Raw genomic sequence first — 23747 nt, forward strand, 5'->3', positions numbered from 1 at the left:
TCGTCCCCCGTGTGTCGGCGGGCACCCGCCCACGCAGTGATCCCATGCGCCTGGGAGACATGATAGCGAGCGCCCTCGCCTTGCTGCTGTTGACGTCTCTCGCCGGCGGCATTTTCCTGGTGTTCGGAAGGCCGCTCTGGCGCGAGCGCTTTGGTCAGATGGGCATTGTCGCGAAAAGCCCGCGCCACGGAGGGACCGATGACGCGGGCCGGCTGGTGTTTTGTCCACCAGCCAGCGCGGGACGCCAAGCAGCGACGTCCGACGCAACACCTCAACCATTCGATGCGGCCAATGTTCCGTCCGGTCGCCGACATGCATCAGCCAAAAAAGGTGCTTTTAGGCCGACTGAACTAGGGCACTCAGTCTTAATTGAGTGATCCCTAATATTCTAATAGATTAGTCATGCGGGGGCTGGGGCTTCTTCCTTTCCCGCAAAAAGGCCGGTGCGGTGCGATAGATCTAGCAACGAGCGCCCGACTGCACCGGCCATTTCACTCCCTTACCTTGGTCAAGATGGGGCTGGCGCTCTCATTGACGGCGTTGCAAACAATTTGAATAAATTAGCGGTCGCTAACGAGCTCATCAGATCATCGTGCGCGAATGGCTGGAGACCAACGCCTTCTACCGGTGCGAACGATCGACGAGGACAGCGGGACGGACGGCAACGCGTAGATGCTTCCGCGCGATACGGGCCCTGAAATCGCTGGATTCTTTGCATTTAATACTTGACACCTAAACTCATGATTAAATAGATGAGCCCCGCGTCGGATCTCCGGTCCGAGCGGATTCGTGAATGCAAATCAACAATGACGGTGTTCGTGCGCAGCGACGCGCTATCGCGGCGTGAACATATCTTTGCGCCTTTTCGGGGGGAAGTTGAGCGGTCTGGATTTCTCGCTGAGTTTGGCGCCGGTCTTGGCATCCTACATCCGCACACTGCTTCGGCTGCTCCATTTCGCGGGCCTGGTTTTCGGGTTGGGCGGCGCCGTCTTCCTCGATCTGCTGTTGGCACGCTACCGTCGAACGGTCGTGACCGCCGAGCTTGTTGGCCATGTTGGATGGATCAGCCGCCTTGTGGCGATAGGGCTCCTGATTCTCTGGATTTCCGGCATCGGATTCCTACTGCTCTATCAGGTGACGGAACCGCAAAAGCTGATGAACCCGAAGATCTGGGCCAAGGTGACCATCGTCGCCATCCTGTCGATCAACGGGTTGGCCATTCACCGGCTTGTGCTGCCGTTCCTACGCCAGCGGATCGGCCATCAGCTTCTGTCGGGGATCAATGGCCGCACCAAGACGGCGTTGATCAGCTGCGGCGTCATTTCCGCTGTATCCTGGACCGCCCCGGTCGTGCTTGGCGCTGTGCCGCAGTTGAATTTCGTCGTGCCCTGCACCGTCATTCTGGCCACCTACGCCCTGGTGCTAGTGCAGGCCTTCCTGATCGCGACATTCGTCCTGCGGGACGCAGCCGGACGCGAGGCATCTCTGTCTGATCTGTCCGACGGCATTGAAGAACAACCCCTGCACCATGCGGCGCCGGCGACCTGAGCCATCCTAGCGCTTGTCGAAAGTCGGCTTCCAGTCGTAGGTCGCGATATCGACGTCCAGTCGAGGCCGCGCCGGGTGAAGATGCGCACGCCCTCGGCATCCCTGATGATCTGGGAGCGGTAGCCGTCGAACTTGACTTCATGAATCCAGCCATCGCCCTCGGGAGGTCCACGAGGGTAGGCATCAGAGGCTCGATGAACTCCAACCGCCCCCCGCCGGCACGCTTACGCTTAGAACGCCCCGCAACATCGAATTTGATTCAATATCGCACGGCCTTTTCCGTTCCGTTAGCTCTCGCTAAAAAGCCCGCCGACCGAAGCCGGCGGGAGGTCTACCGTGTCACCAGAGGTACAATCTGGCGAACAATAAACGGCTCAAGCCGGCTTATGTTTCAGCAATCCCTAAAATGTGAAACCCGCCGCCTTGACATGGCAGCGGGCCTTTCACAAGGAGACCGGAAGGATGGTGGGGCCATGCCTTCCGGCCGGCATTTCCAATGAGACGCGCCAGATTTTGTTCCCGCGCCATTTTAGGAAAATTGAATATTCCAATGATCGGCCTATAATTTGCCAGCCGGCAACCCTAACCCCGTTTGCCGGTAGGCCCGGCGGTCAGACCCCGAGCCCCCGCCCATGACCGCCGAGCCGCTGGAAATCGGCTTGGCAACGCTACGGCGGGAGTGCCGCAACAGCGAAGGGAGCCTCTCCCATGGGCACGGCAGCACTGCGGCTTCGCTCGATCCGACAAGCGTTGTTGCCGCTGATGGGGTTTACCGACTGGCACGAAAGCGTCAGTGTTGAAGGCACGCCCATTTGGAAACGCTACATCGCGAGAACGGATTCATGGGAGATCCGTCCGATGACGTCCAAAGAGGAAGCCGAGGCTTTCTGGTGGTGTCGTCCGCCGTATTGAGCGCGAAGTGGCCTCCACATTGGCTCTCCCCGCGTCCGCGTGGTTCGCCTGCCGCGCATGGGTTTTCATTCCTACAACCAGCGAGCCGCCGCACACGGAATGGAACGTTTCACGCAATTGCCAATTGGTGGACTCGCACGGCCTGCCGGGGGTTAAATTCGCGGCAGGCGAAGGAGGGCGAAATCGCGAACAGGGAGGAATGTAATCGATGGAGTACGACTACGAGAACAATCTACCTGACGAGCAGCCTTATGAAGTCATCGCGTTTGCCAGGAAGCACGGACTGACCGTGCCGGCCGCGGATGCGGTCCTCTTCGCCAAGGGCCCGTCGCGCAAAGCGTGCGACGCCGCTGCATTGGCTTTCCTGTGCGCGGTGGCGCAATACGCCGACAGGCGCTCCCGGCACTAGAGGAATGGCGCATGGGCGTGGCGAAGACCTGTCTCGCCACGCAAGTGCCGCCGGCTCCGTGCCGGCCGTTACCTCAGGCCAAGAAAACTCAATATCGCGATGACGATGACCACGGCTCCAACCAGCCAGATGATGTTGTTCATGACGTGCTCCTTCGCAAAGATGGGTGCTGGAAGGACAACATGAGCGACAGCTAAAGGTTCCGGTCGCAGGTGCGCCAAGGCGCCGAGGAGAAGGCGGCGCCGCGCCGTTGCAACAAAACGGCTTCGCAATCGTTTTTCATTCGCCAGATGCACTCTGGCTACTCCAAACCTCCTCCCGCCGGCAGGGCCGGCGGGTCTTTTCGTTGGCTTGGCCGGAATGCCATGCCGTCGATTTCGATCCGGTCGATTTCGATCCGAAGACGGACGACGACGATGCCCTTCGCAGGGGGCGGCCCAGCGGACTCGGGGGGCGGGCCGCTGAGCCTGACCAACGCCGTTTTTTCGAGGGGGGGATAGCCGCTGGCTGGCTACGCACTATAGCCGATTTTATTAGCCTTAGCTAATTTGCGTGCGATCCGGCGCAGAGCCTGCCCAGGGGCGATCCCTCGATGCGCGGCGGCGCGAGATCGAGTCGCGCTATTGGATGCAGAAGACGCCACGGCGTAACGGAAATTGCTGCGAACCACATACGCCACACACGGCGGCGCATGTGGTCAGCCTGGCGTTCAGCCTTTGCCCGCCTTCGGCTTGGCTGCCTTTGGCTTGGCGGCGGCCGGCTTTGCCGTCTTGGCGGCGGCGGCTTTGCTAGGCTTGGCGGCAGCCTTCTTCGGCGCCGCCTTCTTCTTCGGCTTGGCGGCCTCACCATCGATCTCGGCCGTGGCCTGGTCCCAATGCTGCATGTCCGCGCCTTCAGGCCGGCCGGCCTGTTCCCAGATCGCGTGTGCCCGCTGGCGAATGCGTTCCTGCCTGTCGTCCGTCACTGTTGCCTCCGTGCTGGGTCCAATCGGTGGGTCCAAATCCCCGGCAAAGATTAGCCGAAATTTGAGCCGGCGTCTTGGGTGGAGAGCGAGACAGGTGCTCAGTTGACGAATGGGGCAGTCGAAGTCCTTCGCAACGAGTCGGTTGTATGAGATAATCGTGCCGCAGGCCGCATTTGAGGCGGCAGATGCCAACGCATGGCCACGGCGGAATATATGAACCCGCTGATCTGGACTTGATCCAGCGGGTGTTCGACAAGCTGTGCGCCGAGCGCCGTCTCGCCCTGAAAGACAAGGAACAGAGGGAAGCGCTCGCGGAAGACGTCTTCAGCGTTTTCCAAATCGGTGTGACGGACGAAACGGAACTGTGGCGAGCGCTTTCGAAGCGTCGCAGGGCCTAGCTCCTACTCGGCCAGGACGGCGACGCCCAGCAAGGCCGCCTTCTTGGTGATCAGGCCGGCGAGATCGGCATCCGAACGCTCGGTGCCGGTGCGCCGGCGCAGCTCGTCGATCGCATCCTTCATCGACAGCAATCCGGTACCCCGCTCGGCCAGCAGCTTGTCGCAACAAGCCGCCACATTCTCTGAGTTTCGGGTCTCGACATGCGGCAACATGGACGTGCTCCTTTCCCACCCAAAACCCCTCGCCCCGCCGCTTCGCCAGGGAAGCGGCGGGGCCGTCATGCTTAGCCGGATCCGGCCATCACTCGATGACCTAGGTTATCACTCGATAACCTCGACAACCCGGCGCGTGCCGGGATCGACCAGCACTGTGTGGTCACCGACGACCGTGTATCTGTACTGGGTGTCGGGAACCTCCCGCAGCTCGACCGTATCAGGCAAGGTCGAGCCGACATTGAGCTCGACGCCCAGAAGGTTGATCGAGGCCAGCGGGTGCTTGTGAACGTATTCGCGGATGACGGTGCGCTGCTCGGGCGTCACGATCACTTGATCCGCGACGGCCGCGCCGATGCCGGCAATCATCGCCAGGCCGGCGACAGCAGGAATAAGGGCGATTTTCATGTCTGCCTCCTGTTGGTTGGTTGCGAGCGTCGCCGCCTCCGCGGCCTGCGGAAGCATGAGAGTTCGAATTGGCGGGCTCTCAAAGGCAAACGCCGCGGCATGGCTCTTGTTCCGCTGGCGGGCACGAATTGATCCATGCCGGAACCCTGCCGCCATGCGCCGCATTGAAGGCGAATGATTCACAAGCGGAGGCGCGAAAATGATTGAGGACATGCCATTCGACCCGCCGGTCGCCATCGCCGTTGGCGCCGGCTTCAGGCGCGACATCGCATCGCTGGCGCAAATGCAGAATTTCCTGAAGGAATGGCCGCTGGCCGAGAACGACGCGCTCCACGCCAAGGCGCTCGGCGCCTGCGAGGCGGCACGAGCCGGAGACGCAACCCTGGCGCAGACACGGCGCGCCTTCATGGCCTTCGCCAGGGCGGCCGGCATCATCTGGACAGGCATCGATCCGGTGACGACGCTGCGCCGGGCCAGGGTCAGGACGATGCGCGCCACGCACGCCGGGCGCGACCGACACCCGCGCTGACCTTCATCGCTATTGCTTGGGCTGCGGCGGCAACTCGCCTGGCCTGATCACCGGCATGTTGCCTTGCTCGGGCGCCGGCTGGGCCATGCCCTGGTCGCCGGTCGGCGGCGGCTGCAGCACACCGCCGCAAGGTTTGAGCTTGCCGGTGAGTCCATTGTCCGTGCCGGTGTCGGCGGCCGGCTTCTGGTCGGCACTGCCTGGCACTTGCGGCTCGGCCTGGCATGGGCCGGCGGGCGCCTGCGTCTGGTCGTTGCTGTCCTGAGCGGCCGTCGGACCGGCCAGCGCCATGACCAGAAGCGCGCATGGCGCAAAGGCGAAAGGTCTCATGGTCTGGCTCCTTTCCTTGTCCGGAAAAGGATGCGGGCGCCGATTGGTTCCCTGGCGCCGGCCGGGCGCCCCCTCTCCGGCGAGGGCGTCGCGGGAACCGGGGGCCAGGCCGCGAGTTCAAATCCTGAGACCGGAGTTTCAGTGGCGAGCCAAAGGAGGCAGTCATGGGACCACGCAAGAAACCGAATGACGAGGTCGAGCCGTCAGTGGCCGGCGACAAGGCCCAGGCGCCAAACGACGAGGTCGAGGCGCCCTCACCCAGCCAGCAGGATTGGGACGCGATCAAGGGCGCCAGGATCCTGCCGGACGGCGCCCTACCGCAAGAGGAAGTGCCGGGAACCACCGGCATCGAGAAGGCGGGCGCCCTGCCGGAAGAGGACGACGACAATCCCTACCAGGAGAGCGACGAGGCCTTGCCCGACGATGCCGAAGAAGCGGCCATCGCGCGCGATCCGGCAAGACGCGGCGGACCTTTCGACGAGGTGTGAGGCCGACGCTGGCAGGCGCGCGGATACCCTGCCGAGAGCGAGGCAGATGTCTGTTTGGCTAGTAGGGTGTCAATCTAACGAGCCAAATCGGAAATGGCGGTCCGGTCCTCGCCAGGACGCTATCGCTTGGCCCATGGGCGGAACATTAGAACTCTCTAACAGTTCTATCTTGGTGCGTTTTCCAAGAGTTGAACAATGGCCGTGTCGGCGTTTGATTTCGTCTTTTTTTCCGGCCTGACGGGCGACGATCTGTTAGGTGGATTCGTCTCGCTACTGGCGTGCCTGGTGCTTTTCAACGTTATGGCGGAGGACCGCCCAAATCGGTAGCCCGCAGGCTGCGGCTCGGTGAGATTCTCGCAAGATGGCTCGAGAACAAAGTTCGCCTCCTGTCGTTGGAAATGCCGGCCGGATTGTCCCCATTCACGGGCAACCGTTCCGTCCAGGAACGCGCCTGCGTGGCTCCGAAGGCTAAGACGCGGCCGGCGACCCAATGGGTCAAGCCGGGGCTGATCGGCGTGTGAAGCACCTCCGCAGTGCGGAGGATCTGCGCTATGCCTCGCTACAGGATTTCCGCGACCGGACGAAAAAGCCTTGTCAGCAAAGAGCGGCTCGAAACAAAAGTTAGTTTCAGCGGTTCCTCTTCATTGGAGGAACCTATGTGGCCGACAATCAACGATGGGGATGAGCACCAGGCCCCCCTAAAACTGTTGGCCGATCGACTGGCGAGGGAGACTGGTATCAGCGAGGATGAAGCCGAGCGGCTGATCAAGCTGATAGGGACTGATTGGAACTCGCTGCTTCGCGAGGCCAAGTTCCTGAAAGGTCGACACTAGAGGTGTCGCCAGAGGTGTCGCCGCCGAGCGCTAACCGATCCGCCTGATGCGGCCCTTTTCGAGGTGAAATACTCCGTTGTTGCCGCCTTGCTTCTCAAAGTCGGTTTGTAACTCATCCCAGGTGCCAAGGTATTTTCCGCAATCATCGCAAAAAATCGGCGTGTCTGGACCGGCATCCTCGGGAATTCTCAGCCTGATGGTCAAGCAGTATGGGCATTCCAGCTTGTGATCGAGATATTTCGGGGGCTTCCGCTCCGGATGCCCTGACTTCCGCGCGATCCATTCCACGAAGTCAGGATCGACGGTCTCAAAGCCGGTGAAATCGCGGACCATCTGCGCGGCGAATTCGCGCCATTGGCTTTCTGGAATCTTCCCTTGAATGATCGCCCGGCGAAAAGCACTTCGCAGAATTTCGCTGTCGCTTGCCGAGACCTTGTCGCGTGGCATTGTCGTGATCCCGCACAGATAGGCGGAAGCACTGCCAGCTTCCAAGCGCCCGCATGCCCCTATTCGATACGGGCGGCTTGGGAATTATACGCCGCACTGCGAATTTCGCGAGTCCTGCAAAAATTGGCCCGACACGCAGCCGCCGGCGGCGCTCAGTTCGGCGCGCCGTCGCCCACCGTCTCGGCAACGAAGGAGGCCGCGATCAGGTCGTCGGCGTCGATGCTTAGGGAGCCGTCGGCGCCTCCCATGATGGCGACGACCTTCTGGAAAGTCTTCATCTCATGTTCGGTAATGCGGGCGTTTCGCATCCTGGCCCGCAGGTCGGCGACACGCATCCCCAATGCCAGGGATGTTCCGATTTCACGTTTCGACATAACAGTTATGCTCCCTCCCCCAACCCGTTTCTTCTTCGCCGGTCGCTTGATTCGTTGCCCTGCTGAGTACTGCCTACTAATGAGGCAGCACAAAGTCAGACGCGGCAACGCACGGCGAGAGGGAAGGTTCCTGCATATATCTGCATATAATGGTCACGAAATAATACCGGGTGGCCCGCCCACCGCTCCGGCAAGCGGCGGACTGCCTTTTCAGGTTACTGGATGATCTTCACGATTTTGCGAGTTCCCGGATCGACAAGCACGGTCTGGTTGTCGACGACCACGTAACGGTATTTCACGTTGGGAACTTCGCGCAGCTCTACCGTATCGGGAAGTGCGGTGCCGACATTGAGCTCAACGCCAGGAAGCTTGACCGAAGCCAGCGGCTGCTTGTGCACATATTCCCGGATGATGGTTTCCTGCTGGGGTTCGATGATGACATCCTGAGCGGCCGCGGCGCCCATGCCGGCGAGCAGCAGCAGGCCTGCGGCGGCTGTCTTGAGATGCAGTCTCATGATGGTCTCCTGTCTTGACCGGCGACCTCTTCCACCACGCGCAAAATGCCGTCCGCAGCCGGGCCGCCTCGGTCGTTAACGTCACGGCACTGGGCTTGTTCCGGGCATTTTTTTGACTTCGTGGCCGAGCCGACTTGCTTTGAAAGGCGGCCGATTTGCTTCGGAACAAAGGTCCCGAGTGAGGGTTACCCCAACGAAGGGACTACACTTCGAGGAGAGTTCTCATGAAACAGATTCTGATCACCAGCATGCTCGCGCTCGGTGTCGGTTGCGGCGCCGCGATGGCCCAGGCACAGGCGCCGGCCGAGGTCCAGCCAAGCGGTGACGCCAATTGTGTCGCCGGCGCTGCCGACTGCCAGAAGGGCGGCAATGCCGGTGAGCAAGCCCAGGGCAAGGCCAAGATGAAGACCGAGGAACAGGCGCAGGGCAAAGCCAAGGTGAAGACCGACGAACAGGCGCAAGGCAAGGCCGGCGCAACCACCGAGGAACAGGCCCAGGGCAAGCCGAAGTTGAAGACGGATGAGCAGGCGCAGGGCAAGGCCGGCACCGCCACCGAGGAGCAGGCCCAGGGCAAGGCAAAGGCGAAGACCGAGGAACAGGCTCAGGGCAAGGCCGGCACCGCCACCGAGCAACAGGCCCAGGGCAAGCCGAAGCTGAAGACGGATGAGCAGGCGCAGGGCAAGGCCGGCGCCACCACCGAGGAGCAGGCCCAGGGCAAGACCTCGACCCAGACCGACCAGGGCTCGACCGCATCGATCACCAATGTGACGGTCGAACAGAAGACCGAGATCACCAATGTGATCCGGGAGACGAACGTCTCGCCGGTCGCCAGGGTCGATTTCGACATCTCCGTCGGCGTCGAAGTGCCCCGGCACAAGGTGCGGCTGCATCGCCTGCCGGCGCGCATCGTCAAGATCGTTCCAGCCTACGAAGCCTACGAATATTTCGTGCTGGCCGACGGCAGGATCGTGATCGTCGATCCGGACACGCTGAAGATCGTCATCATCCTGACCTGACGCGCGTTCACGAGGCCGCGTCACCAGGCCCGCCGCGCCCTATGGCATGGCGGGCCTTCCCGTTCGCGGTGCCCAGGAAACGGACACAGACGCCGCCGCCGGCGCGACGTTAATCCGGCGGCAATCCTTTCATATTAGCGTAGCCGAATATTTCGGGGATTGCTGAGGGGGTCAGCGGCCGATGGCGATGGTATTACGTAGCGCGGCTGGCGCATTGGAAGCAGACGTGCCGGCAAACCGGGGCACGGCGGACCTTGCCGAAGCGATCGGCCGGATGGCGCAGTTGATGGAGCATTCGCGCGAGCGGATCCGGCTGCTGGAGGCGGTGATCGAGAATTTCCCCGGCGGCGTCTCGCTGTTCGACCAGGACCTCAACATGGTCGTCTGCAACCAGCGGCAACGGACCCTCCTCGACTATCCGGACGACCTCTTCGCCAATGGCTATCCGTCGATGGAGATGCTGTTTCGCTTCAACGCCGAGCGCGGCGAATACGGGCCGGGCGAAGTCGAGCTGCATGTCGCGCGCCGGCTGGCGCTGGTCAAGCAGCGCGAGGCGCATGTCTATGAGCGGACCCGTCCGAACGGAACCATTGTCGAGGTGCGCGGCATGCCGATCGAGGGCGGTGGCTTCGTCACCACCTATTTCGACGTCACCGAGCAGCGCCGCGACCAGGCGACGATCGCTCATATGGCGCATCACGACGCGCTGACCGACCTGCCCAACCGCATGCTGTTTTCCGACCGGCTGCACAGCGCGGTGGCGCTTGCCAGGCGGGGGGCGCTGATGGCCGTGCACTATCTCGACCTCGACAAGTTCAAGCCGGTCAATGACGGTTTCGGCCACAAGGCCGGCGACAGGCTGCTGGTCGACGTGGCCGCCCGGCTGCGCGGCACGGTGCGCGACCACGATACGGTGGCGCGGCTTGGCGGTGACGAATTCGCCATCGTCCAGACTGGCATCGCCGAAAGGGCCGATGCGGCGGCGCTTGCCTCGCGGATCATCGATCGCTTCCGCGAACCCTTCACGGTCGCCGGCGAGCCGCTGGTCCTCGGCCTCAGCGTCGGCATCGCGCTGGCCCCCGGCGATGGCGTGAGCAGCGACGAGCTGCTGCAGAAAGCCGACATGGCGCTCTACCGCAGCAAGTCAGGCGGGCGCGGAACATTCCATTTCTTCGAGGCCTGAGGTCCCTGGGGCCGACGGCAAAACTGGCTTCCCCAAACATTCGCAAGTGCTAATATGATTGCGCGCGGAGAGAACACCCAATCTCCGCGTGGAGCGCCGGCCGAGTCTCCATAAAGCTGCCTCGGCCGGCACTCCTCCTCGCGTGCCGCCTCGATGGCACGATCTCGTCGGGAGAAACAACGGCCGCGGCGGAGACGCTTCCGCACGCCCCCGACCGCAATGGGAGGAAATCATGTCGCATTACGTTATACTCGTGAACTTCACCGAGCAGGGCGCCAAATCCATCAAGGACACGGTGAAACGTGCGGAGAAATTCAAGGCGATGGCCGCCGAGAGCGGAGTGAAGGTGAACTCGTTGCTGTGGACGCTCGGCCAGCACGATGTGGTGGCGGCCGTCGAGGCCAATGACGACATCGCCGCAACGGCCCTCAGCCTCTCCGTGGCGTCGCTCGGCAATGTGCGCACGCAGACGTTGAAGGCCTTCGACGCCGCCGACATGGCGAAGATCCTCGGAAAGATGGTGGTCTGACCGCAAGCAGCCCGGCGCGAGGCGACACGCCGGGCATGCCCCCGGGGGCACGTCCAAAAGGCGGCCTGACACGCCCAAAAGGCGGCCCTGGCACGCCCAAAAGGCGGCCCTGACGCGCCCAAAAGGCGGCGCTTCGGCTGGGGCAGCGGGCTCGCCTCAACCGCCAGTGGAAGAGATCTAGACAACCCTTGCACCCAAGGTCGTAAGGCCCTAAGTCCTAAGACGTAGGTCGCAAACAACAGGCCGAAAGGCAGATGAGAGCGCGGCACAGTGCCAACTTGCGACCCTGCGTGAAAGGTGCAACGCTCGAATAGGGTAGAGACATGGGCGGGCATTCCGGACACTAGACAGTCCGGAGCGTTCGATTGGGCAAAATGTATTTTCCGCAGTTTCTTGTGGGAATGTCGGTCACGCTTCTCGTGGTCCTTGGATGGACCTACGCGGAGACGGGATCGCTTTGGCAATCGCTGGGCTGGGCCTTCGTCGCCGCCCTGCTGCTGCAAGTGGGTTATTTCATCGCCGTGCTGGGGATCATCTACGGCCGCGGCTCTTCAGCCGCCAAGACCAGCGACAGCTCGATGCCGGCCAAGATACCGGGCCCCTTCAAGCGCGACGGCATCATCTACAGTCTGCTGTCGCGGCTGCTCTAAGCGCCTGGCGATTGGCCAATCTCCCTTTGCGGAGGAGATTGGCAACTGCGCCGCCGGCGTCAGTTCCTCAGCGAGGCGCCGACTGCAGGCCTGAGGCGGCCGGCACTGGTTCGGACGAAAACACCACCACGGCGAAGATCAGGATGGCGGCGGCGACGATCAACGAGCCGCCGGCCACGACCGGCTCCAGCGTCGTATTGCCGTGCAGCATGAGGTAGAGCGCGGGCATCATGATCACCAGGCCGAGCGTGTAGAGGCCGTAGTGGATCATGGCGATGCGGCGGGCCGCCTTGGCCGGATTGAGCGCGTAGTAGCCGCCGAACAGCGCCGACGTAACCCAGCCGAGAAGGTTGATGTGGGCATGCGCGGGAAACGCGCCATGGTCGCCCGAGATGGCCATTTCCAGGCCGGCGGCGACGCCCAGGATAAGAAACACGATGGCTGTTTTGAAGAAGAGTTCCGAAACCCGTGGCATGCTGTTGTTCTCCCCAATGCCGTTGAACCCGACTCTGGGACGGTACACGAGCCAACGAATATTAGCTATGCCGCACTTGGGGTTAGCAACCGTTGCGTGGGTGCGCGCCGGAGCGAAATTGCCGGCGGCGATGTTGCCGTTCTCTCCCGGAAGTCGAGGAGATGTAGGCGGGCGCGAACGCGGACGGCACGACTTTGTTCTACGTCGCGAGACGCTCAAAACAATGCCGCCGGGTGGAGCCCGGCGGCATAATTTCGTCTGAGTCCTTCGATCGGCCTTACGGCGTTGCCGGAGCCTCTTCCGCCAGCTTGGCGGCTGCCTGGTCGATCTTGTCGGCAAGCACACCCGTGGCCCAGTCCTTGACCTCGTCGTCGACCGGCTTGTTGGCCATGCCGGCAAGTGCATCGTCGAGCGATGGGACGGCGGCAGCGGCTTCGTCGGCCTTGGCCTGGGCGTCGGCTGCGGCGTCGATCAAGCCCTGCTGGGCGTCGATTTGCGATTGCACATCGGCGATCTGCCCGGCGAGAGCCGCCTTCTCGTCGTCCGTCATGTTGGTCTGGTCAGTCGCTTTCAGCCCGTCGAGCTCCGTCTTGAGAGAGTCAATCTGAGCCTGCGCTCCGGCGGCCGCGGCGGCGGCCGCGTCGGCCGCGGCCTGGGCGTTCTGGGCAACCGCGGATCCCATCACGTAAGCCTGCACGCTGGCGAAGTTCTTGCTCTTGGAGTGCATGTAGGCGTTGATGTTGCGTTGCAGCGAGTTCAGCCGGCCGAGCTTGGCGTGGAGATTTTTCTCCTTGGGCGTAGCGGCGACCTCGACGTCATCGACGGCGGCCTCTGTCTTCTTGCCCGACTTGGCCGATGCCGACTTGCCGTGCGTGCCGCTCTTGCCGGAATTGCCCTGCGTGCCGCTCTTGCCGGAATTGCCGCCGCCGTTGCCGCCGCCACTGTTGCCATGGCTGCCGCCATTGCCATTGCCGCCGCCATGGCCGTTGCCGGCCAGCGCAGGAGCTGCGAGAAGCGCGAATGCGGCCACCGCCGCCAATAGGGATTTTCGGGTTGTCATAGTACCTCCTCGGGGATTCGCCACCTCGCCCACCCGCTATAGCAGCGTCATATGCGAATTTGCTAATTCCATGGAGTAAACTTTAGATAAATACAGTTGCGATGCGCGAGTACCGCATCGAGAGACATGGATAAGCTATTGAATTTAAATATGATTATGGCAAACCGACAGCAACTGCACCCTTTGGACCGCAGAAGCCCTATACTGATCAGACCTTAGTCCTAACTGACCTTGAGACGCAGTTACGCCAGCAACATCTTGCAGACATCAAGTGAAACCTTTTGGCGGCAAGATGCTCAGCTTGCAACCAAGGGTACAGTGACTGTCGTTGCGTAATTGATCGGGTACTGGTCGAAATACGGAAACTCGATGACGAAGGCGTAGCTGGCGGTCAGATGCGCCATCTTGAAGCCGCCGCTGGCAGGATCGGTCGCTATCGTCACGACCACGTTCTTCAGGCCCAGCGCCAGCAGTTTCTGCGTGGCGATCGCCTGGATCTGGCTCTGCGTAAGCGTGTTGTTGAGCTGCAGGGCGCGGGCCGACGTTTCCAGCGTGTAGCGGACGGTCGACGTGGCATTGAACGACCAGCCAAACGCGAAGATTCCGAACAGCAGCATCACCAGGAAAGGCGCGATCAGCGCGAACTCCAGCCCGGCGCCGCCGGAACGGTCGCGGAGCCATCCGGCGATCCGTTCAGCGGACACGGATCACCTCCTGATGGGTCATAACCCGCGGATCCGGAAAGACGCCGAAATTGAACGGCGGCACCCAGGTGCCTGTCGCCGAGATCTGGACGAAGACATTCGGCAGCTTGGTTCCGCCGCAGATCGTGGTCTCGGTCACGACCGTGGTGCCGCACAGATAGGACCGAACCAGTACGACCGCGGCATCGTCGGGCTTGTTGTTCCAGCTCGACAGCGCGACCGCCTGCGTTCCCGTGTCATTGGTCGCGCCGGCCATCACGAGATTGGCCGCGGTTTTGACGCCGGCGCGCATCTGCAGGTAGCTCGTGATGTAGGACCAGCCGTCGGCGATGCCGAGGCAGACGAAGCACAGGATGGGCAGCACCATGGCAAATTCCACGGCGGCTATCCCGGATCTATCCCGGAGAATGCGCGAGATCCGCCCAGCCATCCCGCTACTCGACCAGCTGAACGGACTGCGTCGCCGGAATGTCCTTCATCCCAAGGCTGGTGCAGTTCTGTTTGATGGTCGTGCTGCCGGACCACTGGATGGTATCGGCGACGACCTGGGTGCAGCCGCCGTTCCCGGAGAAGTTGCCGAGGTAATTGACCTGCTGCCTGGGGAAATAGATGGCGCCGGTCAAAAGCGACGTCGCCGTGCCGTTGAAGGTGCTCTGCGCCGCGGCCCCCGTCCTGTCGCCATAGAACAGCACGCCGGAATAGGTGCCGGAGGTCGGCGCGCTCAGCGTCACCGTGGCGGTGCCGTTCATGCTGACGGTGTTGCTGCCCGCCATGAAGATGGTTACCCCGCTGCCGGCGACGACTGCGTTGGCGTTGACCTTCATGCCGCCCTGCACGACATAGACGCCGGGCTGCAGGGTGACATTGCCCTTGAGATCCATGCCGCTGCAATAGGTTCCAGGCTGGAGCGTTTGCGTGGTTTTGTTGCCGTTGACGCTCTTGCACGGGTTGCCGCCCGTGGGCGTCGGCAGGCTGGAGTAGGGATCGGATGCGGGCAGGGCCTTGGTGAGGTTGGAACTGCAGGTCGTGGTCACCGGGTTGTTCAGCACCATGCCGCCGACCGTGATCAGGCAGTCGGCCTTGATCGTCGCCGATCCCTGGGTCCTGATGGCGTCCGCGGCAACCGAGTCCGACATGACCGAGCAGCCGGTGAGGTTGACGGTGGTGTTGCCGGAAAAGAGCGCAGCCTGGACCGCCGAAGGACTGAGCGCCAGCACGCAAGCCTTAGAGGCGTCGGTGATGAGCGCCACCGCCCTCGCCCGCTGCGGAACGGGAGTGCTGTTGAAGATCGCCGTGAAGTAGCGATCGAGGTTATGCTTGACGATGACCTCGACCGCCTTCTTCGCGGTGTTCGGGCCGGACAATGGCGGCGTGTTGACCTCGATGGTGCCCGGCGCGACAAAATCGTTCGAGGTCGCCGACTGGGTGGCGGCGGCGACGATGGTCGGGTTGTCGGAACCCGCGATCTTCTCGAGCGCGCCGGCATAGGCCGCGGCATCGGCGACCGCCTGCAGCTTCAGGCTGCTGTAGTACCAAAGCGAGGTCTCGACACCGAGGCCGGCGCCGCCGACGACGACCGGCAAGGCGAAGGCGAAGATGACGGCGACGTTGCCGCCCACGCCTCTGCTTCCCAGCAGGCGACGAAGGTGATCCCTCATAAAGAAACGGACGCGCGGTGCCATGCTTCCATATGAGCAAGCATGCATAAACGAATGGCTAATTTTTTCGCTCGACTTGTCGCGGGCGGCGCTTGAAGGGCCATTTTTTTCAAAGGCTTGAACTGCGCGGGCCCTCCGGCTAGCGGCAGCATATAGCAGCTTATGTCGGCTTACGGCGCTCTCAGAATGTCGGCGCCGGGCTGCTCGTCGAACAGCACCGTGCAGCCGCGCTGGAGCGCCACCGCCGACAATGCGTTCGCCACCGTCTCGTCGGGCGAGATGAAGTCCCCGGTCAGCACACGCAATTCCTCCACCGCCCGCGCCATCGACACGAGCCGCCCGGCGGCGCGGCCGGTGGCGCAGGCATCGACGATATAGACGAGGTCTGTGATCTCGAACTGGCCCATCTCAGGCCTCCGCAAAACAGCATCCCTTCCAGCCATAAACGCCGCCGACCAGACGATGTTCCGGCCACGCGGCATCGACCTTGGTCGATGCTGCATTGCGCTCCAGACTCCCATCCGAGGCACAAAAAAACGATATTCCGCCGGAATCTTGCATCCTCGCGATCACCGCCATGCGTGCCCTCGCCGACGGTTCGGCACCGCTTGACAAAAGACCCTATTTGTTCTCTTTTTGTTCGGCAAAAAATTCCTTAAAACAGGCCCTGCTAATGCTGCAACGCCGCAAGGTGACCGGGATGGTGCAGGGCACGGAAGCCACCATCCTGCACGCCGATCTCGACGCCTTCTATGCCTCGGTCGAGCAGTTGCTCGACCCGTCGCTGAGGGGCAAGCCGATCGCCGTCGGCGGTGGCGTGGTGCTGGCCGCCTCCTATGAGGCGAAAGCCTTCGGCGTGCGCGGCGGCATGCCTGGCCGCAAGGCGCGCGAGCTCTGCCCAGAACTCATCTTCGTCGGCGGTCGTTTCAGCGAGTACCAGCGCCTCGGCGACGCGGCGATCAAGGTGCTCGATGATTTCACGCCGCTGGTCGAGCGCATCTCGATCGACGAGGCCTTCGCCGACGTCGCCGGCTGCACGCATCTGTTCGGGCCGCCGGACGAAATCGCCCGCGCCATCCGCCGTCGCGTCAAGGCCGAGCTCGGCCTGCCGATCTCGATCGGCGTGGCGCGCACCAAGCACCTCGCCAAGGTCGCCTCGCAGGTGGCGAAACCCGACGGGCTTGTCGTGGTCGAGCCCGGCACCGAACTCGCCTTCCTGCACGACCTGCCGGTCACGCTGATGTGGGGCGTCGGCCCGGCGACCAGGGCACGGCTGGCCGAGATCGGCGTCGAGACCATCGGGCAGCTGGCGCGCAGCCATGGCGGCGCGCTGAAACGCCTGCTTGGCCCGGCCGCAGGCGAAAAGCTCGCGGCACTTGCCTGGAACCGCGACCCGCGCCGGCTGGAGACGCACCGCCGGGCGCACTCGGCCGGCGCGCAGTCGGCGCTTGGGCGCAAGCCGGCTGTGGCGCGGGTGTTCGTGCCGACGCTGCTGCACCTGGCCGACCGCGTCGCCAGCCGCTTGCGCGCCAAGGCGCGTCCCGGCCGCACGGTGACGGTGCGGGTGCGCTTCGCCGATATGCGCGCCGTCAGCCGCTCGGTGACGCTGGAGCAGCCGATCCAGGCCACCACGATGCTGGCCGAGATCGCCGAGGAGCTGGTGCGCGGCGTGCTCGCCGCCAATGCGCAGGAGCGGGAGATTTCGCTGCTGGCGATCTCGGTCTCGCATCTGGAGGAAAGTGCCGAGCTGCAGCTCGAACTACCGCTCGGCCTCGCCGACGAGAAGCTCAAGCCCGGCAGCCGCAAGGGCCTCGCCCGCTTCGGCGCCGACCGCGCCATCGACAAGATCCGCCAGCGTTTTGGCCGCGAGGCCGTCGGCTACGGCACGGTGGCGCTGGAGGCGGCGCGCTCGGTGCCGGACGAATTCAGGGAGCTGGCGGAGAAGGAGTTGTAGTTGGCGAAGGCGCCCGAGCTGGCCGCTTTCGCCAATCGCCAACATCGCCCTACCGGCGACCGGTGCTCCAGTAGCGGTGAACCCTGACACCGCTGGCGCTTCCGCCGTGCCATGGCTCGCAGGCGATCCCATCGCGGTCGGCGTCATGTGTCGGCCAGTAGCCGGGTTGTCCGCGACGCGCGGGAGCCAGACCAACGAAGCGAGCGGCCGTACAGTTCGGGAAAGCGGCAAGGTGCCTGAGGGCCGTCGCCGGCGAGTCGATCCGGATGCCGACAAAGCCGTAGACGATGTAGCCCGACAACAGGATGAAGGGTGCAAAGAGAGCTGCCCATCTCAGCCAGCCCAGACTGCGATGGTGACGAGGTGCAGGCCAACGCAAGAATGGCAAAAGCATTCTTGGCACGCCCCCGGTTCGGTGCCCGGAAAAGCCTAACCTAAACCGCCCGCAGCGACAATCACGTCGGCAGCAAAGTAAAGATGTGCGGAGGCCTGCCGGATGCGCATGCCTTCGGCGTCGAACACCCGTGCGCGCCGGCTGGAAGCGGAGCGTGATAGTCTCGCCGAAGTGTGGCTGGTCCTCGCGCCGCTCGGCGACCACGGTCTCGCCGGTTGGCCATGCACACAGGAGGTCGAGCCGAGGCGCTCGGTGACATCGACGGCAAGCGAGAGCGTCACGCCCTGCTCTGCCCCGCCCTTGGCGGGGAGAGGAAGGCGTCGATGCCGTCACTGTTGCGCCCATTTGGGCGATATACCTTACTGATTGATCTCGGGCTCGACGAGTTTTGCCAGGTTGCGGAGCGACTCCTGCCAGCCGAGATAGCAGGCTTCGACCGGAATGGCGTCCGGAATGCCTGCCTGCGTGATATCGAGATCGGTGCCGCGCGATACTTTCTTCAGGATCACGGTGACCTGGATCTCGCCCGGCAGATTGGGGTCGTCGAACCTGTCGGTGTAGCGCAGGCGCTCGCCCGGAACGAGCTCGAGATATTCGCCGCCGAAGGAATGGCTGTCACCGGTGGTGAAATTGCGGAAGGACATCTTGAACGTGCCGCCGACCTTCGCCTCGAAGCTGTGCACCGTGCAGGTGAAGCCGTTCGGCGGAAGCCATTTCGCCAGCGCGTCCGCTTCCGTGAATGCGCGGTAAACCTTCTCCGGCTTGGTCGCCAGAACGCGGTGCAAACGTACGGTGCTTGGCATATCGTATGTCCTTTCTGATTTGCCGATCGATGCCCCAAGGACGCGTGGGGGCCGGCCGGCCCGACACGGGCTCTCAAAATTCTTGAAGGCCTGTCCTCTCTCGCACCCTGCCCTGCTCAGCGAAGCATGTGACGCGAATGCCTTCAACCCATCGCCTTGCGGACGGATTTGGAGAAAGGCCGGTCGCGGCAAGCTTGCGGGCATGCCGGGGAGCGGCAAGGGAAGCGGACGTCGCGACGTTGCCCCAGTCTGCGGCGGCTCGACGAGGCCTGCCGGCACCGGCCGATGTCACGACCCTTGACCGCTCCGGCGGTTGGGACGAGCGTAGCGGCAGACTTTGCGTGGGGGACCCATGGATTCGAAGAAACTGCTCACCCGCATGATCCGCGCCGGCGCCGGCGAGATCCCCGCCGACCTGGTGATCCGCAACGTGCGGCTGCTCGATGTCGTCACCGGCACGGTGAGCGAAACCGATATCGCCATCGTCGCCGACCGCATCGTCGGCACCCATGCGCGTTATCAGGCGGCCGAGGTGATCGACGGCCGCGGCCGCTTTGCGGTGCCCGGCTTCATCGACACGCATCTCCACATCGAATCCTCGCTGGTCAGCCCGCTCGAATTCGACCGCTGCGTGCTGCCGCACGGCGTCACCACCGTGCTTTGCGACCCGCATGAGATCGCCAATGTGCTGGGCGTCGAAGGCATCCGCTATTTCCTCGACTGCACCGAACGGACCATCCTCGACGTGCGGGTCAACCTTTCATCCTGCGTGCCGTCGACGGTGTTCGAGACCTCGGGCGCACGGCTGGAGGCGGAGGACCTCATCCCGCTGCGCACCCATCCCAAGGTGGTCGGCCTTGCCGAGGTGATGAATTTTCCGGGCGTGCTTGCCGGCGACGAGGGCATGATCGCCAAGCTCGACGCCTTTTCCGACGGCCACATAGACGGCCACGCGCCGCTGCTCAGGGGCCAGCGGCTCAACGGCTACCTGGCGGCGCGCATCCGCACCGACCACGAGACCACGACCGCCGCCGAGGCGCGCGAAAAGCTCGCCAAGGGCATGGCGATCCTGATCCGCGAGGGTTCGGCCTCCAAGGACCTCAACGCGCTGGCCGAGATCCTCGATGCCGACACGTCGAGCTTCGTGGCGCTCTGCACCGACGACCGCAATCCGCTCGACATCGCCGAGGAAGGCCATCTCGATTCCTCGATCCGGCGGCTGATCGCCAAGGGTCGGCCGCTGCATCACGTCTACCGCGCCGCCAGCCATTCGGCGGCGCGCATCTTCGGCCTCACCGACCGCGGCCTGGTGGCGCCCGGCTGGCGGGCGGACATCGCCCTTCTCGACGACCTCGAGGACTGCCGCGTCAGCGACGTCATCGCCGCCGGACGTCTGGTGACGCCGGCGCTGTTCGAGACGCGGCGGGCGGTGGCGCCGGTCGGCCTCGGCTCGGTGAAGGCCAAGCCCGTCACGGCGGAGGCCTTCCGCGTCGAGGCCAGGCCCGGCCGCAACCAGACGCCGGTGATTGCGATCAAGCCCGGCCTGATCATCACCTTCCGAGAGGACGCCGCCCTGCCCGTCCTCGACCAGTGCCTGCAGGCCGACACGGAAGCCGACATCCTCAAGGCGGCGGTGGTCGAGCGGCACGGCAGGAACGGCAATATCGGCAAGGGTTTTGTCAGGGGCATCGGCCTCAAACGCGGCGCCATCGCCTCCTCAATCGGCCATGACTGCCACAACATCACCGTCGTCGGCGCCACCGACGCCGACATGGCGGTGGCGGTCAACCGGCTGATCGAGATGGGCGGCGGCATGGCGGTGGCCGACAACGGCGTCATCACCGCCGAGCTGGCGCTGCCGCTGGCCGGGCTGATGAGCCTTGAATCCTTCGAGACCGTCACCCACGCCCTGCACCGGCTGCGCGAGGCGACGCGCGACATCGGCTGCACGATCCCCGAGCCCTTCCTGCAGGTGGCGTTCCTGGCGCTGCCCGTCATCCCGCATCTCAAGCTCACCGACATGGGCCTGTTCGACGTCGACCGGTTCGGCTTCGTCGAGTGAGACGGCATCCGGGCCGCCCCTTCGGGAGACCGAGAGTGACTCCTCCCGGCCACTTGCCGGGATAATCACCCGATGCGCTGTCCTGCATCAAAGTGATTATCCTGCCGTGCGATGCTGATCTCAGATTTCTCCGAAGTAACGAGCACGCGCCAGATCATCCGAGGGAGCCTCGGGTCCCAATCCGACGACATCCGGAACCCGCGTCGGATCGCGGGCAAAAAGCGCAAAGGCATGCTGGCGCCGCCGGTCGGCCGCCTCTCCGCGCTCGAACAGCAAAGCTGTCTCCATCGCCTCCAGTCGTCGCATGCAGCCGTAGAAATCATCGTGGTCGCCAGCGTAGGCCTCGGCCGCCGATCGCCAGTCGGGGTTTTCGAGCAATCGGTCCCGCAACAACCGGACATCGCGAAGCGTCCGTGACAGCCCCCTGCCCCAGGCAGGGTCGGTGGCGGCCGCTGTATCGCCGACCAGAACAACCCCGTCGCGACAGGGCCTGTCGACCCATCGATGCGACCCGTCGAAGCTGGCAAACGGACCTGCCTGCCGTGCCCGATCGAACCAGTGGCCGGGCGCGCCCGTTGCATGCAGCTGCCGTATCATCTCCTCCACCGAATGACGGCCGGAAAGGCGCTTCGGCAGAACATCCTTGTGGTGGATGAGATAGATGCGGTTGCGCCCAGGCGCAATTTTCATCGCGATTGCCATGCGCCCGCCCCTGGGATCATAAAAGAGATTGATGGTGTTTGCCCGCGGTGGGGCATTGCTGGCGAGAAACTCCGAACAATCGACGTCGCCCTCCAGGATCATGCCGGCCGTGATCAGCTGTTCCGGGTCATGCCTCACCTCAAATCCAAGAAGCGAACGTAGACGCGAGTCCTTGCCATCCGCCAGGACGACCAGGCGCGCCGAGAGTCCCTTGGCGTCGCTGCCGATGTGAACTCGTGGGACATCGCCAAATGTCACCGCCGAGGCCACGCTCCCGCGCTTCACCTCCGTTCCCAGGTTCTCGGCATGTTTCAACAGAACCGTTTGCATCTGCGGATGGGGAAACGTCATGCAACAGGTCCGGGAAGGCGTCGTCGCGATCAAGTCCCGCACAGCCTGCAGCGAGCCGTCCCTGAATCTTGAATAGTAGGCCGCCTCGGTGGCGCAACTTCCCAGAAGCAAAGCATAGATGCCCAGGCGCTGGGCCTCGAGACTTCCCCAGGGCATGAGAACCTCTCCACGGATGCGGTCCCTGAATTCGTCCTGCTGTTCGACGATGAGAACTCGCGCGCCGCGACCGGCAAGGGCGATGGCCAGCGAGGATCCCGCAAGACCACCACCAACAATGATCAGGTCATAGTCGGCGCCAGCGCCGTTGGGTAACAGAGTCCGGCCGTCTTTCCTCTCTGCCATGGCTGACTCCCAAAGTACCGTCGAGGCCATCAGACCGGCAGTCGGCGAACTCAGCCTCAATCGTTGAGTTCATCGGCTGCCGCGATCACCTCCGAGACGATTTCGAGCACATTGCCGTCCGTCGTGCGGTGGTTGACGAAGCATGCCCGCAGCGCGAACTGGTCGCGGACCGACGCGTTCGACAGATAGACGCGACCGCGGGCATTCACGCGTCTCAGGATCGCCCTGTTGTCCTTGGCGCGATGGCGGAAACAGACCGCGCTGAGCGGCACCGGCGCCAGAAGCTCCAGCTCCGGATGCGCCTCGACCGTCTCCGCCAAAAGCCGGGCATGGCGCAGGTCCTCGGCGATCGCCTCGCGAAAGGCGCGGCGCCCGTGATATTGCAGCGACAGCCAAAGCTTCAGCGCGCGGAAACGCCGCGACAGCTCGAACGATTCCTCGAAGAAGGCGAAACCTTCCGTTGGGTCCTGACTCAGCAGGCCGACATAGTCGTCGCTGTGCGAAAACGTCTTGCGCGCGATGTCCTGGTGGCGATGCAGCAGGCAGCCGCAGTCGAGCGGCTGGTACAGCCATTTGTGCGCGTCGAGCGAAAGCGAATCCGCCAGCGCCAACGAATTGAGCTGATCCGGCAAGGCCAGGGCCGCCAGAACGCCATACGCGCCGTCGACATGCAGCCACAGGCCCTCGCGCCCGGCGATAGCGGCGATCTCGGGCAGCGGGTCGATGGCGCCGGAGACGATGGTGCCGACCGTGGCGACGATCGCGACAGGCATTTGTCCGGCCGCACGATCGGCGGCGATGGCCGTCTGGAGGGCGTCCGGACGCATCCGGAACTGGTCGTCGACGGGTATCAGGCGCAGGTTCGCCGTGCCGATGCCGAGCAGCGCCACCGCCTTGGGAATAGACATGTGCACCTGCTCGGACGCATAGATCACGCCGCCGCGCACCCCTGTTTCGTTGGCCGGCAGCTTTGCCTCCCGCGCCATCGCCAGCGCCATCAGGTTTGCCGCCGAGCCGCCGCCGCACAGGCTGCCGGTGAAGCCGGCGCAGCCGACCGCCTCCGCCAGCCAACCGACGACGGCGTGCTCGATCGATGTCGCCGCCGGCGCCGATCGCCACGAGGTGACGTTCTGATTGAGCACCGCCGCCAGCAATTCACCCACCGCCCCTACCGGCTCGCCGGAACCGAAGACATAGGCGAAGAACCTGCCGGCGGATGGTCGCGCATGCTCGGCGATCAGCTTGAAGTCGTGCAGGACGTCACGGCCTCGGCCTTCCTCGGCCCAAGGCCGCGAGAAGAGCGCGGTTGTCTCCCTGCCGCTGGTCGACGGATAGGCCGGACGGTCGTCGAGCGAGGCCCAATAGGTCGTGGCGAGGTCCATCGCCTCGTCCGCCAGCTGCGACAATTCCTGATTGGAGATTTCGAGCGCCTTCATTGGCCTGCCCCCCTGCAAGCGAAATCATTGGAGTTGATTAGCACAAAACCGGCATCGTCATTG

General features: G+C 63.6%; 33 protein-coding genes. 14 read left to right on the forward strand and 19 right to left on the reverse strand.

Annotated features, from left to right (window positions below; genetic code table 11):
* Positions 1 to 975 precede the first annotated feature (975 nt).
* The 3 genes from JG743_RS22330 (at position 976) to JG743_RS22340 (ending at position 2869) form a co-directional block, all read left to right on the forward strand.
* A complete protein-coding gene (locus JG743_RS22330) occupies positions 976 to 1548 on the forward strand; it encodes a hypothetical protein (RefSeq protein ID WP_244672868.1) in 573 nt (190 codons plus the stop codon).
* A gap of 708 nt (positions 1549 to 2256) precedes the next feature.
* Entirely contained in the window at positions 2257 to 2460 is a 204-nt protein-coding gene (locus tag JG743_RS22335) for a hypothetical protein (RefSeq protein WP_202292901.1), read from the forward strand.
* Between the two features lie 208 nt (positions 2461 to 2668).
* Positions 2669 to 2869 (forward strand): hypothetical protein, encoded by a 201-nt coding sequence (locus JG743_RS22340; RefSeq protein WP_202292902.1) that lies wholly within the window; start codon positions 2669 to 2671, stop codon positions 2867 to 2869.
* Positions 2870 to 2937: 68 nt separating this feature from the next.
* Here the strand turns inward: JG743_RS22340 and JG743_RS22345 are convergent, their stop codons facing one another.
* Both JG743_RS22345 and JG743_RS22350 read right to left on the reverse strand, forming a co-directional pair.
* A complete protein-coding gene (locus tag JG743_RS22345) occupies positions 2938 to 3165 on the reverse strand; it encodes a hypothetical protein (RefSeq protein WP_202292903.1) in 228 nt (75 codons plus the stop codon).
* A gap of 413 nt (positions 3166 to 3578) precedes the next feature.
* Positions 3579 to 3833, reverse strand: coding sequence for a DUF2934 domain-containing protein (locus JG743_RS22350; protein ID WP_202292904.1), 255 nt, complete (start codon positions 3831 to 3833; stop codon positions 3579 to 3581).
* Positions 3834 to 4018: 185 nt separating this feature from the next.
* On the opposite strand from JG743_RS22350, the gene JG743_RS22355 reads away from it, so the two are divergent.
* Entirely contained in the window at positions 4019 to 4231 is a 213-nt protein-coding gene (locus JG743_RS22355; protein WP_202292905.1) for an RNA-binding protein, read from the forward strand.
* 3 nt (positions 4232 to 4234) lie between these two features.
* Here the strand turns inward: JG743_RS22355 and JG743_RS22360 are convergent, their stop codons facing one another.
* Together JG743_RS22360 and JG743_RS22365 are read right to left on the reverse strand one after the other, a co-directional pair.
* Complete coding sequence (locus JG743_RS22360) at positions 4235 to 4444, reverse strand: hypothetical protein (protein ID WP_202292906.1); 210 nt, start codon at positions 4442 to 4444, stop codon at positions 4235 to 4237.
* 108 nt (positions 4445 to 4552) lie between these two features.
* Positions 4553 to 4852 carry a DUF1236 domain-containing protein gene (locus JG743_RS22365; protein ID WP_202292907.1) on the reverse strand — a complete coding sequence of 100 codons (300 nt, stop codon included), beginning with the start codon at positions 4850 to 4852 and terminating at the stop codon, positions 4553 to 4555.
* Positions 4853 to 5051: 199 nt separating this feature from the next.
* On the opposite strand from JG743_RS22365, the gene JG743_RS22370 reads away from it, so the two are divergent.
* A complete protein-coding gene (locus JG743_RS22370; protein ID WP_244672869.1) occupies positions 5052 to 5381 on the forward strand; it encodes a DUF982 domain-containing protein in 330 nt (109 codons plus the stop codon).
* A 9-nt stretch (positions 5382 to 5390) separates the two neighbouring features.
* On the opposite strand, the gene JG743_RS22375 is transcribed toward JG743_RS22370, so the two are convergent.
* Entirely contained in the window at positions 5391 to 5708 is a 318-nt protein-coding gene (locus tag JG743_RS22375) for a hypothetical protein (RefSeq protein ID WP_202292908.1), read from the reverse strand.
* A 164-nt stretch (positions 5709 to 5872) separates the two neighbouring features.
* Between JG743_RS22375 and JG743_RS22380 the strand changes: the two genes are divergently transcribed.
* The 3 genes from JG743_RS22380 to JG743_RS22385 all read left to right on the forward strand — a co-directional run bounded on the left by JG743_RS22380 (position 5873) and on the right by JG743_RS22385 (position 7029).
* Positions 5873 to 6196: a hypothetical protein gene (locus JG743_RS22380; protein ID WP_202292909.1), complete on the forward strand. Its 324-nt coding sequence runs from the start codon at positions 5873 to 5875 to the stop codon at positions 6194 to 6196.
* A gap of 195 nt (positions 6197 to 6391) precedes the next feature.
* Positions 6392 to 6523: a hypothetical protein gene (locus JG743_RS34600; protein WP_274608504.1), complete on the forward strand. Its 132-nt coding sequence runs from the start codon at positions 6392 to 6394 to the stop codon at positions 6521 to 6523.
* Positions 6524 to 6747: 224 nt separating this feature from the next.
* Positions 6748 to 7029 carry a hypothetical protein gene (locus JG743_RS22385; protein ID WP_202303169.1) on the forward strand — a complete coding sequence of 94 codons (282 nt, stop codon included), beginning with the start codon at positions 6748 to 6750 and terminating at the stop codon, positions 7027 to 7029.
* A 30-nt stretch (positions 7030 to 7059) separates the two neighbouring features.
* On the opposite strand, the gene JG743_RS22390 is transcribed toward JG743_RS22385, so the two are convergent.
* The 3 genes from JG743_RS22390 to JG743_RS22400 form a co-directional block, all read right to left on the reverse strand.
* Positions 7060 to 7476 carry a hypothetical protein gene (locus tag JG743_RS22390; RefSeq protein WP_202303171.1) on the reverse strand — a complete coding sequence of 139 codons (417 nt, stop codon included), beginning with the start codon at positions 7474 to 7476 and terminating at the stop codon, positions 7060 to 7062.
* A gap of 152 nt (positions 7477 to 7628) precedes the next feature.
* Entirely contained in the window at positions 7629 to 7850 is a 222-nt protein-coding gene (locus JG743_RS22395) for a hypothetical protein (protein ID WP_202292910.1), read from the reverse strand.
* A 215-nt stretch (positions 7851 to 8065) separates the two neighbouring features.
* Positions 8066 to 8365: a DUF1236 domain-containing protein gene (locus tag JG743_RS22400; RefSeq protein WP_127284198.1), complete on the reverse strand. Its 300-nt coding sequence runs from the start codon at positions 8363 to 8365 to the stop codon at positions 8066 to 8068.
* A gap of 224 nt (positions 8366 to 8589) precedes the next feature.
* Here JG743_RS22400 and JG743_RS22405 point away from each other — a divergent pair, with 224 nt between their 5' ends.
* The 4 genes from JG743_RS22405 (at position 8590) to JG743_RS22420 (ending at position 11743) form a co-directional block, all read left to right on the forward strand.
* On the forward strand, positions 8590 to 9381 hold the full coding sequence (locus tag JG743_RS22405; protein ID WP_202292911.1) for a DUF1236 domain-containing protein: 792 nt from the start codon (positions 8590 to 8592) through the stop codon (positions 9379 to 9381).
* Between the two features lie 226 nt (positions 9382 to 9607).
* Complete coding sequence (locus JG743_RS22410; RefSeq protein ID WP_202292912.1) at positions 9608 to 10564, forward strand: diguanylate cyclase domain-containing protein; 957 nt, start codon at positions 9608 to 9610, stop codon at positions 10562 to 10564.
* A 232-nt stretch (positions 10565 to 10796) separates the two neighbouring features.
* On the forward strand, positions 10797 to 11093 hold the full coding sequence (locus tag JG743_RS22415; RefSeq protein WP_202292913.1) for a GYD domain-containing protein: 297 nt from the start codon (positions 10797 to 10799) through the stop codon (positions 11091 to 11093).
* A 401-nt stretch (positions 11094 to 11494) separates the two neighbouring features.
* Positions 11495 to 11743 (forward strand): hypothetical protein, encoded by a 249-nt coding sequence (locus tag JG743_RS22420; protein ID WP_244672870.1) that lies wholly within the window; start codon positions 11495 to 11497, stop codon positions 11741 to 11743.
* 67 nt (positions 11744 to 11810) lie between these two features.
* Here the strand turns inward: JG743_RS22420 and JG743_RS22425 are convergent, their stop codons facing one another.
* The 7 genes from JG743_RS22425 to JG743_RS22455 all read right to left on the reverse strand — a co-directional run bounded on the left by JG743_RS22425 (position 11811) and on the right by JG743_RS22455 (position 16219).
* Positions 11811 to 12218 (reverse strand): hypothetical protein, encoded by a 408-nt coding sequence (locus tag JG743_RS22425; protein ID WP_202292915.1) that lies wholly within the window; start codon positions 12216 to 12218, stop codon positions 11811 to 11813.
* A 277-nt stretch (positions 12219 to 12495) separates the two neighbouring features.
* Positions 12496 to 13278, reverse strand: coding sequence for a hypothetical protein (locus tag JG743_RS22430; RefSeq protein WP_202292916.1), 783 nt, complete (start codon positions 13276 to 13278; stop codon positions 12496 to 12498).
* Between the two features lie 296 nt (positions 13279 to 13574).
* Complete coding sequence (locus JG743_RS22435) at positions 13575 to 13982, reverse strand: TadE/TadG family type IV pilus assembly protein (protein WP_202292917.1); 408 nt, start codon at positions 13980 to 13982, stop codon at positions 13575 to 13577.
* Positions 13972 to 14361: a TadE/TadG family type IV pilus assembly protein gene (locus JG743_RS22440; RefSeq protein ID WP_244672871.1), complete on the reverse strand. Its 390-nt coding sequence runs from the start codon at positions 14359 to 14361 to the stop codon at positions 13972 to 13974. The genes JG743_RS22435 and JG743_RS22440 overlap by 11 nt, the downstream gene beginning before the upstream one ends.
* 55 nt (positions 14362 to 14416) lie before the next feature.
* Positions 14417 to 15601: a pilus assembly protein TadG-related protein gene (locus tag JG743_RS22445; protein WP_244672872.1), complete on the reverse strand. Its 1185-nt coding sequence runs from the start codon at positions 15599 to 15601 to the stop codon at positions 14417 to 14419.
* Between the two features lie 209 nt (positions 15602 to 15810).
* Positions 15811 to 16047 carry a hypothetical protein gene (locus JG743_RS22450; RefSeq protein WP_202292919.1) on the reverse strand — a complete coding sequence of 79 codons (237 nt, stop codon included), beginning with the start codon at positions 16045 to 16047 and terminating at the stop codon, positions 15811 to 15813.
* A 1-nt stretch (position 16048) separates the two neighbouring features.
* Positions 16049 to 16219 (reverse strand): hypothetical protein, encoded by a 171-nt coding sequence (locus JG743_RS22455; protein WP_202292920.1) that lies wholly within the window; start codon positions 16217 to 16219, stop codon positions 16049 to 16051.
* Between the two features lie 94 nt (positions 16220 to 16313).
* On the opposite strand from JG743_RS22455, the gene dinB reads away from it, so the two are divergent.
* A complete protein-coding gene (gene dinB, locus JG743_RS22460; protein ID WP_244672873.1) occupies positions 16314 to 17594 on the forward strand; it encodes a DNA polymerase IV in 1281 nt (426 codons plus the stop codon).
* Between the two features lie 49 nt (positions 17595 to 17643).
* Here dinB and JG743_RS34670 read toward each other — a convergent pair whose 3' ends face one another.
* The gene (locus JG743_RS34670) at positions 17644 to 18333 is read right to left on the reverse strand and encodes an excalibur calcium-binding domain-containing protein (RefSeq protein ID WP_342215658.1); all 690 of its coding nucleotides are present in this window, start codon (positions 18331 to 18333) and stop codon (positions 17644 to 17646) included.
* A gap of 14 nt (positions 18334 to 18347) precedes the next feature.
* Positions 18348 to 18791, reverse strand: a complete 444-nt coding sequence (locus tag JG743_RS22470; protein WP_202292922.1) for an SRPBCC family protein — start codon at positions 18789 to 18791, stop codon at positions 18348 to 18350.
* A 352-nt stretch (positions 18792 to 19143) separates the two neighbouring features.
* On the opposite strand from JG743_RS22470, the gene ade reads away from it, so the two are divergent.
* Positions 19144 to 20853, forward strand: a complete 1710-nt coding sequence (ade, locus tag JG743_RS22475) for an adenine deaminase (protein ID WP_202292923.1) — start codon at positions 19144 to 19146, stop codon at positions 20851 to 20853.
* Between the two features lie 120 nt (positions 20854 to 20973).
* Here ade and JG743_RS22480 read toward each other — a convergent pair whose 3' ends face one another.
* Together JG743_RS22480 and JG743_RS22485 are read right to left on the reverse strand one after the other, a co-directional pair.
* Entirely contained in the window at positions 20974 to 22248 is a 1275-nt protein-coding gene (locus JG743_RS22480) for an FAD-dependent oxidoreductase (RefSeq protein WP_202292924.1), read from the reverse strand.
* Positions 22249 to 22304: 56 nt separating this feature from the next.
* Positions 22305 to 23684: a pyridoxal phosphate-dependent decarboxylase family protein gene (locus tag JG743_RS22485; protein ID WP_202292925.1), complete on the reverse strand. Its 1380-nt coding sequence runs from the start codon at positions 23682 to 23684 to the stop codon at positions 22305 to 22307.
* Between the last annotated feature and the right edge of the window lie 63 nt (positions 23685 to 23747).

Origin of the sequence: Mesorhizobium sp. 131-2-1, assembly GCF_016756535.1 — a bacterium.
Taxonomy (GTDB): Bacteria; Pseudomonadota; Alphaproteobacteria; order Rhizobiales; family Rhizobiaceae; genus Mesorhizobium.